The 13,976-nt window shown below is 62.5% G+C and carries 13 protein-coding genes; 6 read left to right on the top strand and 7 right to left on the bottom strand.

The window, feature by feature from the left end; translation table 11 throughout:
- Positions 1 to 120: 120 nt before the first annotated feature.
- Positions 121 to 1,080: a helix-turn-helix domain-containing protein gene (locus ACRCJM_RS06510; protein ID WP_431464271.1), complete on the bottom strand. Its 960-nt coding sequence runs from the start codon at positions 1,078 to 1,080 to the stop codon at positions 121 to 123.
- A 141-nt stretch (positions 1,081 to 1,221) separates the two neighbouring features.
- Between ACRCJM_RS06510 and ACRCJM_RS06505 the strand changes: the two genes are divergently transcribed.
- The 5 genes from ACRCJM_RS06505 (at position 1,222) to ACRCJM_RS06485 (ending at position 7,153) form a co-directional block, all read left to right on the top strand.
- Positions 1,222 to 2,637 carry an aldehyde dehydrogenase family protein gene (locus ACRCJM_RS06505; RefSeq protein ID WP_431464270.1) on the top strand — a complete coding sequence of 472 codons (1,416 nt, stop codon included), beginning with the start codon at positions 1,222 to 1,224 and terminating at the stop codon, positions 2,635 to 2,637.
- A gap of 219 nt (positions 2,638 to 2,856) precedes the next feature.
- Positions 2,857 to 4,182 carry an MFS transporter gene (locus ACRCJM_RS06500; RefSeq protein ID WP_431464269.1) on the top strand — a complete coding sequence of 442 codons (1,326 nt, stop codon included), beginning with the start codon at positions 2,857 to 2,859 and terminating at the stop codon, positions 4,180 to 4,182.
- 128 nt (positions 4,183 to 4,310) lie between these two features.
- Positions 4,311 to 5,519 carry a thiolase family protein gene (locus tag ACRCJM_RS06495; protein WP_431464268.1) on the top strand — a complete coding sequence of 403 codons (1,209 nt, stop codon included), beginning with the start codon at positions 4,311 to 4,313 and terminating at the stop codon, positions 5,517 to 5,519.
- A complete protein-coding gene (locus ACRCJM_RS06490) occupies positions 5,519 to 6,277 on the top strand; it encodes an enoyl-CoA hydratase/isomerase family protein (protein WP_237186736.1) in 759 nt (252 codons plus the stop codon). The genes ACRCJM_RS06495 and ACRCJM_RS06490 overlap by 1 nt, the downstream gene beginning before the upstream one ends.
- Positions 6,278 to 6,286: 9 nt before the next feature.
- Positions 6,287 to 7,153 carry a 3-hydroxyacyl-CoA dehydrogenase family protein gene (locus tag ACRCJM_RS06485; protein ID WP_431464267.1) on the top strand — a complete coding sequence of 289 codons (867 nt, stop codon included), beginning with the start codon at positions 6,287 to 6,289 and terminating at the stop codon, positions 7,151 to 7,153.
- A 97-nt stretch (positions 7,154 to 7,250) separates the two neighbouring features.
- Here the strand turns inward: ACRCJM_RS06485 and ACRCJM_RS06480 are convergent, their stop codons facing one another.
- Positions 7,251 to 7,679: a PaaI family thioesterase gene (locus ACRCJM_RS06480; protein WP_431464266.1), complete on the bottom strand. Its 429-nt coding sequence runs from the start codon at positions 7,677 to 7,679 to the stop codon at positions 7,251 to 7,253.
- A 131-nt stretch (positions 7,680 to 7,810) separates the two neighbouring features.
- On the opposite strand from ACRCJM_RS06480, the gene paaZ reads away from it, so the two are divergent.
- On the top strand, positions 7,811 to 9,892 hold the full coding sequence (gene paaZ, locus ACRCJM_RS06475; protein WP_431464265.1) for a phenylacetic acid degradation bifunctional protein PaaZ: 2,082 nt from the start codon (positions 7,811 to 7,813) through the stop codon (positions 9,890 to 9,892).
- Here the strand turns inward: paaZ and ACRCJM_RS06470 are convergent.
- The 5 genes from ACRCJM_RS06470 to ACRCJM_RS06450 form a co-directional block, all read right to left on the bottom strand.
- Entirely contained in the window at positions 9,889 to 10,581 is a 693-nt protein-coding gene (locus ACRCJM_RS06470) for an MOSC domain-containing protein (RefSeq protein ID WP_431464264.1), read from the bottom strand. The genes paaZ and ACRCJM_RS06470 overlap by 4 nt on opposite strands.
- Before the next feature lie 25 nt (positions 10,582 to 10,606).
- The gene (locus ACRCJM_RS06465) at positions 10,607 to 11,221 is read right to left on the bottom strand and encodes a TetR/AcrR family transcriptional regulator (RefSeq protein WP_237186730.1); all 615 of its coding nucleotides are present in this window, start codon (positions 11,219 to 11,221) and stop codon (positions 10,607 to 10,609) included.
- Positions 11,222 to 11,305: 84 nt separating this feature from the next.
- On the bottom strand, positions 11,306 to 12,679 hold the full coding sequence (locus ACRCJM_RS06460) for a phenylacetate--CoA ligase family protein (RefSeq protein WP_431464263.1): 1,374 nt from the start codon (positions 12,677 to 12,679) through the stop codon (positions 11,306 to 11,308).
- Positions 12,676 to 13,107: a PaaI family thioesterase gene (locus tag ACRCJM_RS06455; RefSeq protein ID WP_326503720.1), complete on the bottom strand. Its 432-nt coding sequence runs from the start codon at positions 13,105 to 13,107 to the stop codon at positions 12,676 to 12,678. Before ACRCJM_RS06455 ends, ACRCJM_RS06460 begins: the two co-directional genes overlap by 4 nt.
- A gap of 84 nt (positions 13,108 to 13,191) precedes the next feature.
- On the bottom strand, positions 13,192 to 13,971 hold the full coding sequence (locus ACRCJM_RS06450) for an enoyl-CoA hydratase (RefSeq protein WP_237196140.1): 780 nt from the start codon (positions 13,969 to 13,971) through the stop codon (positions 13,192 to 13,194).
- Between the last annotated feature and the right edge of the window lie 5 nt (positions 13,972 to 13,976).

The raw sequence follows: 13,976 nt of genomic DNA, 5'->3' as shown, positions 1-13,976 counted from the left end.
AGGTTGATTTCCCTTACAGGCATTACTTTACCAGGAAAGCATTGCGGGCGACAGGGAGATGCCATCGGAAAAGTGCAAATGCCCGTCACTTTTCATACGGCAGTTGCACTTTTCGACAGGCTAGCTAGCCAACATTCTCGCCCGGTAGGCCGAGGGTGATTCACCGTATTCAGCTTTAAAGGCCTTACTCACGTGCGAGGGGTCAAACAGGGCATAGCGAGCACTGATGGCCTGCACCGAATCCCCGCGGTAAAGGGGGTTAGCCAAATCCTCTCGAATACATTCCAGGCGGCGGGTTCGAATATAGGTAGAGACGGTCTGCTGGTTAGCCGCGAACCGCCCATGCAGCTGCCGCAGGGAGATATAGAGGGCGTCAGCAATTTTACCGGGACCCAGGTCGGGGTCGCCCAGATGCTCTTCAATATAGGCGACGGCCTGGTGAAAGAGCATATTGCCCGGCGAGCGCCCGGCTTCGTTTGACTCTGCTGCCATGACGGTAATAAGCATTTCGAGGGCTGAGCGTACGAGGGCCAGGGCGTGGGGGCCGCTGAGTTCGTCAAGGTTGGCTGCGAGCTGCTCAAAGAGGGGCACGGCGAACTTTCCGAGCCCTTGCTGGTCGGAGACGGGGGTAGCCGTAATGACCCCTACATAGTCGGCCCCCAGGTGCACGAAGTTTTGCGGGAAGAGCACAATGAGGCTGCGCTGCTGGCCGGGGTATTCGAGCTGGTAGGGGCGTTTGGTCACATAGAGGGCCAGGTCGCCGGGGCGCAGGTGGCAGGTGCGCCCGTCCTGGGTGAGCACGGCTTCGCCGTCGAGCTGCAGGCTGAGTTTGCAGTAGCCGTTGTGTTCGGCGTCGTGCGCATCGGGGGTGCGGGCGACACTGTGGGCAGGGGTGGTCATGTCGAAGAGTTCTACATCCCCCAGGGAGGCGGTGCGGACGTTGGCACTGAAGTTTTCGGGGTCGTCACAGGTGATACGCAGGTCGCCGAAGCTTTCGCGCGCACCGGCACACCAGTCGGTGAAGCCGAGTTCTTGGTGCTGCCTGAAGCGGTAGGCTGCGCGGTTTTCTTCTTGGCTCACGTGGGCGTCCTCCTGCTGTCCTGCGGTCACATAAGTGGTCGGGCGCACACTGCGCCAAATACTGTGCACGGCTCGCCTAACGCGCATAAAACCGTGACTCACATCATAGATGTAACCGTTTTTAACAGCAAGGAGATGACAATGCTGTCACTACCCACATCCTACTCAGAACTGGTGAGCCGCGTGACCGTGGGCGGCACCCGCGAGGTTTTTGACCCGGCCACCGAAGAACTTATCGGCCTGGCACCCGAGCAGGGCACCGACGTCCTTGACCAGCTTGTCGCCAAGGCGCGTGAAGCCCAGCCCGCCTGGGCAGCCCTCTCTCACGCCGAGCGCAGCGACTACCTCATGAAGATGGCGGACGCCATTGAGCAGGCCTCCGAGCCCCTGGCCGAGCTGCTCTCCCGCGAGCAGGGTAAGCCTCTCAACGGCCCCAATGCCCGGTTTGAGCTGGGTGGCTGTGTGGCCTGGACTCGCGCCACTGCGTCCTTCGGTCTGGAGGAAGAAACCCTGGTTGACGACGGCGAGACCCGCGCCGTGCTCAACTACCGCCCCATTGGCGTAGTGGGCGGCATCGGCCCCTGGAACTGGCCCCTCATGATTACCATTTGGCAGATTGCCCCGGCCCTGCGCATGGGTAACACCATTGTGCTCAAGCCGTCCGAGTACACCACCCTGAGCGTGCTGGCCCTGGTTGAGGTAATCAACACCGTGCTCCCCGAGGGCGTTGTGCAGATTATCCCGGCAACTCCCGAGGTAGGCGCTGCCATGACCACCCACCCGGGCATCGACAAGATTACCTTTACCGGCTCCACTGCTACCGGCAAGAAGATTGCCGCATCAACGGCCGATACCCTCAAGCGCCTCACCCTGGAACTGGGCGGCAATGACGCCGGTATCGTACTGGATGACGCCGACCCCAAGGCCATCGCCGAGGGGCTTTTCTGGGGCGCCTTTATCAACACCGGCCAGACCTGCGCGGCCCTCAAGCGCCTCTATGTACCCGACTCCCTCTACGACCAGGTCTGCGGCGAGCTGGTTGCCGTTGCCCAGAATATGCCTATGGGCGTAGGCCTTGATGAGCAGAACGTTCTGGGCCCCCTGCAGAACAAGGCCCAGTACGACATTGTTGCCAATCTAGTCCAGAAAGCTAAGGACGCCGGTGCGCGCGTCCTGCTGGGTGGCAACCCTGATGAAGGGGCCAAGGGCTTCTTCTACCCCACCACTCTGATTGCCAATATCGACAAGGACAACCCCCTGGTGGTTGAGGAGCAGTTTGGCCCGGCTCTGCCGATTATCCGCTACTCCACCCTGGAGGAAGCCCTCGAAGAGGCCAACAAGCTGAATGTGGGCCTAGGCGCCTCGGTCTGGTCATCGAATATTGAGCGGGCCCGCGAGGTTGCCGCCAAGATTGAGGCCGGCACCGTCTGGATCAACAAGCACGGCGCGATTGACCCCCGCATCCCCTTCGGCGGCATCAAGGAGTCAGGTTACGGCGTGGAGTTTGGCGTCGAGGGCCTCAAGCATATGGGCCTGCCGCAGGTTATCTGCGAATAAACCCCGCCCCTCCCCTGCCCCGTCCGGACGCACCCGGGCGGGGCAGGCGTCCTTAACCTCCCTGCGGGCGGGGTCGGGTAGAAATTACTGACCGAGCGTTAAAAAATTTCTCGCGCAGACCTATTGCACACCCCACATTTTCGTATATGATTTCAAACAAATGTGACCCCCACCTCAGGAGGGCGCATATCATCCACCCCCGCACACAAGGAGACACCGATGTCTTCACACATGGCAGCTAGCACCCGCCACCGGGTCAGCCGCGAAGAAAAGAAGGTGCTAGCAGGCACCCTCATCGGCACCACCATCGAATGGTACGACTTCTTCATCTACGCCCAGGCCGCAGGCCTGATTCTTGCCACCCAGTACTTCACCCCCGAAGGTGAAGACAAGACCATCGCCCAGATTGTTTCGTGGGCGTCCCTGGGTATTAGCTTCATCTTCCGCCCGCTCGGCGCTATCGTCGCCGGCCACATCGGCGATAAGTTCGGCCGCCGCATCACCCTGGTGCTCACCCTTATTCTGATGGGTATTGCCACCGTCGGTATCGGTTTTGTGCCCACCTACGCCCAAATCGGTATCGCAGCGCCCATCATTATCGTGGTTCTGCGTATTCTCCAGGGTTTCTCAGCCGGCGGCGAATGGGGCGGTGCCGCCCTCATGTCGGTGGAGCACGCGCCCCGCAACAAGCGCGGCTTCTTTGGAGCCTTCCCCCAGATTGGCGTGCCCCTGGGCATGATTCTGGCAACCCTGGTCAATCTCTTCCTCAACTCCATTTTGACCGAAGAGCAGTTCCTCAGCTTTGGCTGGCGCATTCCCTTCTGGTCGTCCATCATCCTGATTCTGGTGGGCTTCTACATCCGCCACTCCGTTGAAGAATCCCCCGTCTTCAAGGAGATGCAGAACCTCAAGAAGCGCGAATCGGCACCGCTCAAGCAGCTCTTTAAGGGCAACACCAAAGAGGTTGTGTTGGCAGCCCTGATCTTCATCGCCAACAACGCAGCAGGCTACCTGGTTATCGCCTTCTTCATTTCTTACGGCGTGAAGGCCCTGGGCATGACCCGCGGCGACGCCATGACCGCCTCACTTATTGGTGGCCTGGGCTGGCTTACCTTCACCATGGTCGGCGGCTGGATGAGCGACAAGATTGGCCGCGTGCGCACCTTCCAGCTGGGTTACGGCTTTATGATTCTCTGGGCCGTACCCATGTGGTTCCTAATCGACAGTGGCAACGCAGCCCTCTTCACCCTGGCTATTTTCATCCTCACCATTGGCCTGGGCCCCTCCTACGGTCCCCAGTCGGCCATGTACGCCGAGATGTTCCCGGCCTCCGTACGATTCTCGGGCATCTCGATTGGCTACGCCATCGGCGCGATTCTGGGTGGCGCTTTTGCCCCCATGATTGCTGAGATGATTCTGAAGCAGACCGGCCAGTCATGGATGATTGGCGTCTACATCGCGGCCCTGGCTGTGGTGTCGGTGATTGCGGTCAGCATGGTACCCAAGAGCAACCAGGAGATCGACCTTCACCCCGAAGAGGCATAAGCTCTCAACCCCCGCCACCCACCGGTGGCGGGGGTCTTTCTCTTGCCCTTGACCTACATCACTTAAAGTGAAAAGATTTAGTGAACGATTGGTCAGTTATTTCTTGGCTTTCTGACAAAGGAGTTTGAATGTCGCAGACACCCCAGGCTTATCTCGTAGGCGGCTCCCGCACCCCCGTGGGGCGTTACGGCGGGGCGCTGTCGTCCGTCCGCCCCGATGATCTCGCGGCCCTGGTGATTAAGGACGTCGTCGAGAAGGCCGGGCTTGACCCGGCGGCTGTCGACGAGGTCATCTTGGGCAACGCCAACGGTGCCGGTGAAGAGAACCGTAACGTAGCCCGCCTGGCCTGGCTGCTCAACGACTACCCCGACACCGTCCCCGGCATCACCGTCAACCGCCTGTGTGCCTCGGGCATGAGCGCTATTACCCTGGCTGCGCAGATGATTAAGGCGGGCGAGGCCGATATCGTGATTGCCGGTGGCGTGGAGTCTATGTCCCGCGCCCCCTGGGTCATGGAAAAGCCAACCACCGCTTTTGCTAAGCCCGGCCAGAGCTTCGATACCTCTATCGGCTGGCGCTTCGTCAACCCCGTGTTTGCTGAGCGCGACAAGTTCACCTACTCCATGCCTGAAACCGCAGAAGAAGTAGCCCGCGTCGATTCTATTTCCCGCGAAGACTGCGACGCCTTTGCCGTCCGCTCCCACGAGCGGGCTATCGCGGCCATTGAGGCCGGGCACTTTAAAGACGAAATCGTGCCCGTGGTGGTACGAGACCGCAAGGGCCGGGAAACCGTGGTTGATACGGACGAGGGCCCCCGCCCCGGCACCACCGCTGAGGTGCTGGCTGGGCTGCGGCCGGTTGTTGCTGGCGGATCTGTAGTGACGGCCGGCAATTCGTCCTCCCTCAACGACGGCGCATCAGCCATTATCGTGGCCTCCGAAGAAGCCCTGAAGAAGTACGGGCTGACCCCCCGCGCCCGCGTCGTCACCGGCACCTCGGCGGGCCTGGCTCCCGAAATCATGGGTCTGGGCCCGGTTCCAGCCACCGAAAAGGCCCTGGCTAAGGCCGGGTGGACGGTGGCCGATCTAGAGGCCGTGGAACTCAACGAGGCTTTTGCCTCCCAGTCTCTGGCGTCCATGCGCCGCCTGGGCCTGAGCGAGGATATCGTCAACCGCGACGGCGGGGCGATTGCCCTGGGCCACCCGCTGGGCTCGTCCGGCTCCCGCATCGTCATTACCCTGCTGGGCCGCATGGAACGCGAGGGAGCCACCAAGGGCCTGGCCACCATGTGCATTGGCGTGGGCCAGGGCGCTACCCTACTGGTGGAGGCCGTCTAATGTTTGAGCACTTCACCGCCCTCGCCGTTGAAGAGGGCGAGGACCGCCTGGTCGTCCGCATGAACCGCCCCGAGGTGCGCAACGCCATTGACGCCACCATGGTCGCCGAGCTCCACGAGGTCTGCGCCTACCTCGAGGTCACTCCCAAGATTCTGATCCTGACCGGCTGCGAGGTGAACGGGCGCGGAATTTTCGCCTCGGGTGCCGATATCGCCCAGCTGCGCGAGCGCCGCCGGGAGGACGCCCTGCGCGGGGTCAATTCGCAAATTTTTGACCGCATTCATAAGCTCCCCATGCCGGTGATTGCCGCCATTGACGGCTACGCCCTGGGTGGCGGTGCGGAGCTGGCCTACGCGGCTGATTTCCGCCTAGGTACCCCCTATATCAAGATGGGCCAGCCCGAAACCAACCTGGGTATTATCGCCGCAGCCGGTGCCCTCTGGCGCCTCAAGGAGCTGGTGGGTGAGCCGGTGGCCCTAGAGATTCTGATGGCCGGCCGTATTCTGTCTGCCGACGAGGCACTTGAGCTGCACCTGGTGACCGAGCTGCATGAGCCGTCCGCCCTGCTCCCCGCGGCCCACGCCCTGGCAGACCGTATTGGAGCCCAGGACCCGCTGGCGGTGCGCGTAACCAAGCGGGTCTTTGCGGCCCCGCGCGAGGCCCACCCCCATATTGACGAGCTGGCCCAGGCGATTCTGTTTGAGTCCCAGGCCAAGTTTGACCGCATGCAGGCTTTTCTTGACCGCAAGAAGAAGTAGAGGTGAGTGATGACTGAAGTTCACGAGTTGAAGGTTCCCGCCCGTGTGGGTGTGCTAGGCGGCGGACGCATGGGCGCGGGTATTGCCCATGCCTTCCTGCTGGCCGGGGCCCAGGTTGTGGTGGTTGAGCGGGACGCCCAGGCGGCCGAAGCTGCCCGCGAGCGCGTGGAGCGCGACCTGGCTAAGTCGCTGGAGCGCGGGGCTTTTGACGGTAATTTTGATGAGCTGACCGAGCGGTTTGCGGTGTCGGTTGATTACGGTGATTTTGCGGACCGCCAGCTGGTGGTTGAGGCCGTGCCCGAGAACTGGGACCTGAAGGTGGGTGCCCTGCGGGCTGTGGAGGAGCAGCTGGGTGAGGACGCCTGGCTGGCGTCGAATACGTCCTCCCTGTCGATTGATGGGCTGGCGGAGTCTTTGCAACGCCCCGGTAACTTTATTGGTTTGCATTTCTTTAACCCGGTGCCGGCGTCCAAGCTGGTGGAGGTGGTGCAGTCTAAGCACTCTTCTGCCGAGCTGAAGGAGGCTGCCCGCCTCTGGGTTGAGGGCCTGGGTAAGACCCCGGTGGTGGTCAATGACGCCCCCGGTTTTGCGTCCTCGCGTCTGGGTGTGGCGATTGCCCTTGAGGCTATCCGTATGGTTGAGGAAGGCGTGGCTAGCCCTGAGGATATCGATAACGCCATGGTGCTGGGCTACAAGTTCCCGATTGGCCCGCTGGCCCTGACCGATGTGGTGGGGCTGGACGTCCGCCTCGGCATTGCTGAGTATCTTGAGTCGCAGCTGGGTGAGCGGTTTGCCCCGCCGCAGCTCATGCGCGACATGGTAGCCCGCGGGGAGCTGGGCCGTAAGAGCGGCAAGGGCTTCTACGACTACAGCTAGGCCCGCCTGCCCCAGTAGGTACCATCTGAGTCAGAAAAACCCATCTAGTTGGTGGGTTTTTCTGATTTAAGTGGTACCTACCCGACTGAGGTGGTACCTACTTGATGAAGTTGGTGATCCGCAGGGTGCAGAGGCGCGCGCCGGTGTCTTCGTGGGTGATAATGACTTCGTGGGTGGTCAGGGAGCGGCCCAGGTGGATAGCGGACGCCGTCGCCCGCACAGTGCCGGTTTTTGAGGATTTGTGGTGGGTGGCGTTCACATCCACGCCCACCGCCACCTTGCCCATGGATGAGGCATGGATAACTGCGGCCCAGGAGCCTACGGCCTCCCCCAGGGCCAGCATGGCACCCCCGTGCAGCAGGCCCAGGGACTGGCGGTTACCCTCCACCGGCATAGTGGCAACCACCCGCTCAGCAGACTCTTCGAGCACCTGCACGCCCATCTTTTCATCTAGCTCACCCAGGGTGATTTTCCAGAGTTCGACCTGCCCGTCAGCCTCCTGGCCGGTGCCTACCTGCTCGCCCATGAGCGTCCTTTCCGCCCTGTTCCTCAAAGGGTGCAAGGCTTTTCTTCACCTGTGATGTGAACTATAGTTTATACCAATAACTGAACGCTCGGTCATTTATTTCCGGGCGTCCCAACAGTAAGGATTTCTCAATGACGAGCACCCCCACCCTAGTTCCCAGCTTCATCAAGGGCTCCTGGTGGACCCCGGAAAACCCCACCTCTTCCCAGGACGTTCTCAACGCCATCACCGGCGAGCCCATCTACCGGGTATCCACCGAGGGAATCGACACCGCAGGGGCCATTGACTACGCCCGCACCACCGGCCAAGCCAACCTGGGTAAGCTCACCTTCCACGAACGCGCCCTGATCATCAAGCAGCTGGCCCAGTTCCTGACCGAGCATAAAGCCGAGCTCTACGAGCTTTCTTTTGCCACCGGCGCCACCCAGCGCGACCACTACATCGACGTGGACGGCGGTATCGGCACCCTCTTCACCTTCTCCTCCAAGGGCCGCCGCGAGCTGCCCAACTCCCGCGTCATCATCGACGGCAACGTTGAGCAGCTCTCCCGCGACGGCTCCTTCATCGGTGAGCACATCTACACCACCCTGCCCGGCGTGGCTGTTGAGATTAACGCCTTTAACTTCCCCATCTGGGGCATGTTGGAGAAGTTCGCCCCGGCCTTTATCGCCGGTATGCCCACCATCGTCAAGCCCGCTACCCCCACCGGCTACGTCACCGAGGCGACCGTGCGTCTCATGCTGGATTCAGGCCTGCTGCCCGAGGGCGCCTTACAGCTGATTTCTGGCTCTGCCCGCGACCTGCTGGACTACCTGGACTACCGCGACCACGTCGCCTTTACCGGTTCGGCCGCCACCGCCCGCACCCTGCGCCAGCACCCCAGCGTGCAGACCAAGGGCCTGCACTTTACCGCCGAAACTGACTCCCTGAACGCCGCCATTCTGGGCCCGGGCGCCACCGCCGACACCCCCGAGTTCGAGGCCTTTATCAAGTCGGTCATGGTGGAGATTACCGCTAAGGCGGGCCAGAAGTGTACCGCTATCCGCCGCGTCCTGGTGCCTGCCGGGCGCTCCGCTGAGGTTGTTGAGGCCCTGGCGGGCAAGATTTCCGGACGCGTGGTGGTCGGCAACCCACGCGAGGAGGGAGTGACCATGGGTTCACTGGCCTCCCCCGAGCAGAAGACCGAGGTTGAAAAGGCTGTGACCCGCCTGGTGGAGGCTGGCGGCACGATTGCCTTCCGCGGTGAGGCCCCCGAGGGCCCCTCCTTCTACCCGGTCACGGTGCTGACCTTTGAGGACGCCCGCACCCCCGAGGTTCATTCCGTTGAGGCTTTCGGCCCGGTGACCTCCATTCTGGAGTACACCGACCTGGCCGAGGCTGTTGAGCTGGCTGCGCTGGGCGAGGGTTCCCTGGTGGCTACGGTCTGCACCCACGATGACGCCACCGCCGCCCAGCTGGCCCTGGGCATTGCCGCCCACCACGGCCGCGTCCTGGTGCTGGATCGCGAGGACGCTAAGACCTCAACCGGCCACGGCTCCCCCGTGCCCCACCTGGTACACGGCGGCCCCGGCCGTGCTGGTGGCGGCGAGGAGCTCGGTGGTGTTCGCGCCGTGAAGCACTACATGCAGCGCACCGCTATTCAGGGCTCCCCCAATAAGCTCACTGCCCTGACCGGGGTGTGGCACCCCGGGGCGGACGCCGCAACCGTCACCCGCGCCCAGGTGGAGTCGGGCGAGGGTGTGCACCCCTTCCGCAAGTCCCTGGCCGAGCTGGCCATCGGCGACCAGTTCGCTTCTGACCTGCGCGAGGTCAAGCTACAAGACATCACCGATTTCGCCAACGAGACCGGGGATCAGTTCTACGCCCACACCGACGAGGAGGCAGCGGCGGCTAACCCCTTCTTCCCCCGTCGTGTGGCCCACGGCTACCTGCTGGTCTCGTGGGCTGCCGGGCTCTTCGTTGATCCGGCCCCGGGCCCGGTGCTGGCTAACTATGGCCTGGAGAACCTGCGTTTTATCACCCCGGTTACCTACGATGATTCGATTCGCGTGACTCTTACCGCCAAGAAGATTACCCCGCGCGTGACCGACGAGTACGGCGAGGTCACCTGGGACGCGGTGCTGCACAACCAGAAGGACGAAATCGTGGCCACCTACGATGTGCTGACACTGGTGGCCAAGACCTGGCCTATGGCCGAGGCTGACGCCAGCTAACGCCCCAGTTTAGCCAGTAGCCGGTCGTGGTAGAAAGGCGGGTAGCAGCCTGCTTCTACCACGGCCTGCATGGCAGCGCGATCGCCCATAGCGGCCGCAAAGGCCCGCCCCATAGTCACCCCGTGATCGGGGGCAGGCAGAAAAATAATAGTATCCCCGGCTGCGATGGTACCGGGCTGGATAACGCGCAAGTAGGCACCGGCGTCCTGACGCTCAGTAAAAGTTTTTACCCAGCCTTTTTGACCCAGCCAGTCGGCAAAGGTGCGGCAGGGCTGGCGCGGCACCGACACCTCAAGCACGGCCGTACCCACCGCCAGGCGCTGGTTGATGAGAACCCGGCTCCAGGTAATACTCTCGGTGGTCAGATTCTCACCGAACTGCCCGTTGCCCAAGGGAGCACCTAAGCGCTCGGCCCAGTAATCCAATTCTTCCCGGGCAAAGGCATAGACCGCCTTGTCAGCACCGCCGTGGTGCTTGGCGTCCCCCACGAAATCCCCGCTCACACCGGAGCCGTTCCCATAGCCGGGCGCCGGGGCAAAAACCTCCAGCGAATCTACCGGCTGCTTATTGATACCGGTAGTGCCCCTACCGGTCGGGCTGGGCATTTCTGCCCCACGATTGGTGGAGCGGACGCGCGCCCCCGCCGGGCTCAGGCCAGGAAAGGTGGGTACGGAGTGGGTTTCAGTCATAGGTCTACGATACCCTGCACCACCTCTAGGGGCGGGGGCCTGCCGCAATCCCCCGAAAGGCCATATCGACGACCGTATCGGCCAGGGCCTCCACGTCGCCACCACGGGCCGGGTCATACCAGACCGCCAGGGAGTTAATCATGCCGAAAATCAGGCGGGCCAGGGTGCGGGCGTCCGCGCTCTGCCGCACCTGCCCAGCCTGCTGGGCAGCATCCACCAGGGCCGCCAGGCGGCCGGTCAAGGCCCGGCGCTTATCGAGAGCAGCCTGCTGGGCCGGGGAATTACCGCGCAAACGCAGCAGCAGGGTCACATAGGGCAGGTGCTCAGCCAGCACAAACACGGTCTGGCGCACCACGAATTCAAGCCGCTCGCGGGCGTCCGCCTCTAAACTCTCGCCAGCCTCAAACACCTCGTCAAGGGCGTCGAGGGCACGGTCGAGGGCGATGCGTAAAATCTCTTCCTTGCTGGCCACGTGGTGGTAGATAGCGCTCTTGGTTAGCCCCAGGCGCTTGGCGAGCATGTCCATGCTGGTGGCGTCGTAGCCGTGCTCGTTGAAGACCTCTACGGCCAGGCGCAGTACCTCTTGGCGGTCATAGCCGGGGCGGCCGCGCTTGGCGGGCTGGGACTGGCGAGTGCTCACAGCATCTTCCTCTCACACACGGGTAGGGAGCCCCCGCACGGGAGCTCCCTACATGCTAACAAACCTGCCCGCAGGCGAGTAGGTTTATTCGTTGCCCTTGGGCTTGTTGCGGTAGTCGTAGATACGGCGAATCTTGCCGACGGAGCGGGGCAGGACGTCCGGGTCCAGCACCTCGATGCGGCAGGTGGAGCCAATCTTGGTCTTGATGTCGTGCAGCAGGCGCTTACCTGCTTCTTCGGCGGCTTCTAGGGTGAACTCTTCGCGGCGTTCGATGCGCACGGTCATTTCGTCCATGCGGCCGGGGCGGGTCAGTTCCAGGGCGAAGTGGGGCGACAGCTCGGGCTGCTGCAGGGCCAGCTCTTCGACCTGGGAGGGGAAGAGGTTGACGCCGCGCAGGATAATCATGTCGTCGCTTCGGCCGGTGATACGGCCCAGACGGCGGTGGCCGGGGCGGGCGGTACCGGGTAGCAGGCGGGTCAGATCGTGGGTGCGGTAGCGGATGATGGGCAGGGCTTCCTTGGTCAGGGAGGTAAAGACCAGTTCGCCGGGGCGGCCCAAATCGAGCACGGTGTCGTCGAAGGGGTCGATAATTTCGGGGCGGAAGTGGTCCTCCCAGATGTGGGAGCCGTCCTGCGATTCAAAGGACTCACCGGCCACACCGGGGCCCATGACCTCAGACAGGCCGTAGATATCGCAGGCCTTGAGGGTGCCGAAGGTGACCTCGATTTCGCGGCGCATTTCTTCGGTCCAGGGCTCAGCACCCAGCACAGCGGTCTTGAGGGAGGTTTCCCTGGGGTCGATACCCAGCTTGCGGAAGGCATCAGCGATGGTCAGCAGGTAGGTGGGGGTGGAGAGAATCGCATCGGGCTCAAAGTCGCGAATGAGCTGCACCTGCTTCTCGGTCTGGCCGCCAGACATAGGAATGACGGCCGCACCCAGACGTTCAGCACCGTAGTGGGCACCCAGGCCACCGGTGAAGAGGCCGTAGCCGTAGGCGTTGTGCACCTTGTAGCCAGGCTTGATGCCTGAGAAGCGGAAGCAGCGGGCTACCAGGGCGCTCCAGGTGGCGATGTCGTTTTCGGTGTAGCCCACGACGGTGGGCTGGCCGGTGGTACCCGAGGACGCGTGGATGCGGCGCACATCGCTCATGGGCACGGCAAAGGCCTTGAAGGGGTAGGCCTTACGCAGGAATTCTTTGTCGGTGTAGGGGAAGAGCTTGAGGTCGTCGAGCTCCTTGAAGTCACCGGGGTGTACACCGTGCTCGTCGTAGAGTTCCTTGTAGGCGGGTACGTTTTCGTAGGCGTAGTGCAGGGTCCAGCGCAGGCGCTCGAACTGGAGGGCCTCAATCTGGTCGCGGCTCATCAGCTCCTCGGGGTCCGGGGCGCCGGGGTCTGCGGCTCGGGGGGCCGGGGTGTAGGGGTTCTCTACGCTGCAAGAGGGGGCCTTGTAGGTGCTCATGCCTGGTGTCCTTCCGTGGCTGTTGGGGGCTTGATGGAGCGACCACGACCGCGGAACTCGGCGATGAGTTTGTCTCCGCAGGTGACGGTCACATCAACGATGCTGTTGCGCCCGTACTGTGCTGTGAGGTTCGCTTCTGCTCGTAGGGTTTGCCCTTCGTAGGCTGAGGCGATGTAGTTAACGTCAACGCCTGCCCCCACAGTGATGCTCTGGGCGTAGAGCTCGGGGTCACTGTGGTTGCAGGCGAGGGCGAAGGCGGTGTCTGCAAAGGCGAAGGTCATACCACCGTGGATGATGCCGAAGCCGTTGACCATCTCATGCTTGATGTCCATTTCGATGATGGCGTGACCCAGCTGGGCGGTGAGCACGCGAATGCCCATCCAGTCGCTGGCGTGATCGCGTTCAAGCATGGGGTGGGTTGCGCTCACTATGCCTCCAAAGTATTTAGTGACCATTTGGTCAGTTATTCACTCAACCCAACTGTGTCACATTTTGGTGAGACGCGCAACACTTTAGCGGTGCTTAAAATCAGCCTCCCGCTTCTCAACGAAGGCAGCCATGCCCTCTTTCTGGTCCTCGGTTGCAAAAAGAGCATGGAAGGTGCGGCGCTCAAAAGCAACACCCTGGGCCAGGGTGGTCTCAAAGGCGGCATTGACGGCCTCCTTGCAGACCTGGGCCACAAACTTTGACTTAGAAGCGATAGTTTCTGCCATCTCAAGGGCGGTGGGGAGGACGTCCGCGTCCTGCTCCACCAGGCGGGATACCAGCCCTGCCCGCTCGGCTTCGTCCGCCCCCATAAAGCGCCCGGTCAGGCAGAGGTCCATGGCCTTAGCCTTACCCACAGCGCGGGTGAGGCGCTGGGAACCACCCATGCCGGGGATAACCCCCAGGTTGATTTCGGGCTGGCCGAACTTGGTGGAGGGACCGGCAACCAGCATGTCGGCCATCATGGCTAGTTCGCACCCGCCGCCCAGGGCGTAGCCGTTCACGGCAGCCACGATGGGGGTGCGCAGGCGGGTGAGGTTGTCCCAGTGGGCAAACCAGTCGGCCGCGTACATACTGGCGTAGGTCTGGGACGACATCTCCTTGATATCGGCGCCAGCGGCAAACGCTTTTTCGCTACCGGTCAGGACGATGGCCCCCACCTCGGGTGAGCGGTCAAAGTCGGTTGCGGCGGCAACAACCTCGCGCATGGTGGCATCGTTGAGGGCATTGAGGGCCTTGGGACGGTTGAGGGTAATCAGCCCCACCCGGCCGCGGGTTTCAACCAGAATGTTCTCGTAGGTAGTCACGGGTG

The sequence above is a fragment of the Rothia sp. L_38 genome (genome assembly GCF_050689125.1).
In the GTDB taxonomy this organism is placed as follows: domain Bacteria; phylum Actinomycetota; class Actinomycetes; order Actinomycetales; family Micrococcaceae; genus Rothia.
The sequence above is the reverse complement of the archived record's forward strand: the minus strand, read 5'-3'. Positions and strand labels throughout refer to the sequence as shown.

Bases quoted from the DNA above. Each gene is read 5' to 3' on its own strand.
- ACRCJM_RS06505 (WP_431464270.1), top strand. From the start codon at position 1,222: ATGCTGTCACTACCCACATCCTACTCAGAACTGGTGAGCCGCGTGACC.
- ACRCJM_RS06500 (WP_431464269.1), top strand. From the start codon at position 2,857: ATGTCTTCACACATGGCAGCTAGCACCCGCCACCGGGTCAGCCGCGAA.
- ACRCJM_RS06495 (WP_431464268.1), top strand. From the start codon at position 4,311: ATGTCGCAGACACCCCAGGCTTATCTCGTAGGCGGCTCCCGCACCCCC.
- ACRCJM_RS06490 (WP_237186736.1), top strand. From the start codon at position 5,519: ATGTTTGAGCACTTCACCGCCCTCGCCGTTGAAGAGGGCGAGGACCGC.
- ACRCJM_RS06485 (WP_431464267.1), top strand. From the start codon at position 6,287: ATGACTGAAGTTCACGAGTTGAAGGTTCCCGCCCGTGTGGGTGTGCTA.
- ACRCJM_RS06480 (WP_431464266.1), bottom strand. From the start codon at position 7,679: ATGGGCGAGCAGGTAGGCACCGGCCAGGAGGCTGACGGGCAGGTCGAA.
- paaZ (WP_431464265.1), top strand. From the start codon at position 7,811: ATGACGAGCACCCCCACCCTAGTTCCCAGCTTCATCAAGGGCTCCTGG.
- ACRCJM_RS06470 (WP_431464264.1), bottom strand. From the start codon at position 10,581: ATGACTGAAACCCACTCCGTACCCACCTTTCCTGGCCTGAGCCCGGCG.
- ACRCJM_RS06460 (WP_431464263.1), bottom strand. From the start codon at position 12,679: ATGAGCACCTACAAGGCCCCCTCTTGCAGCGTAGAGAACCCCTACACC.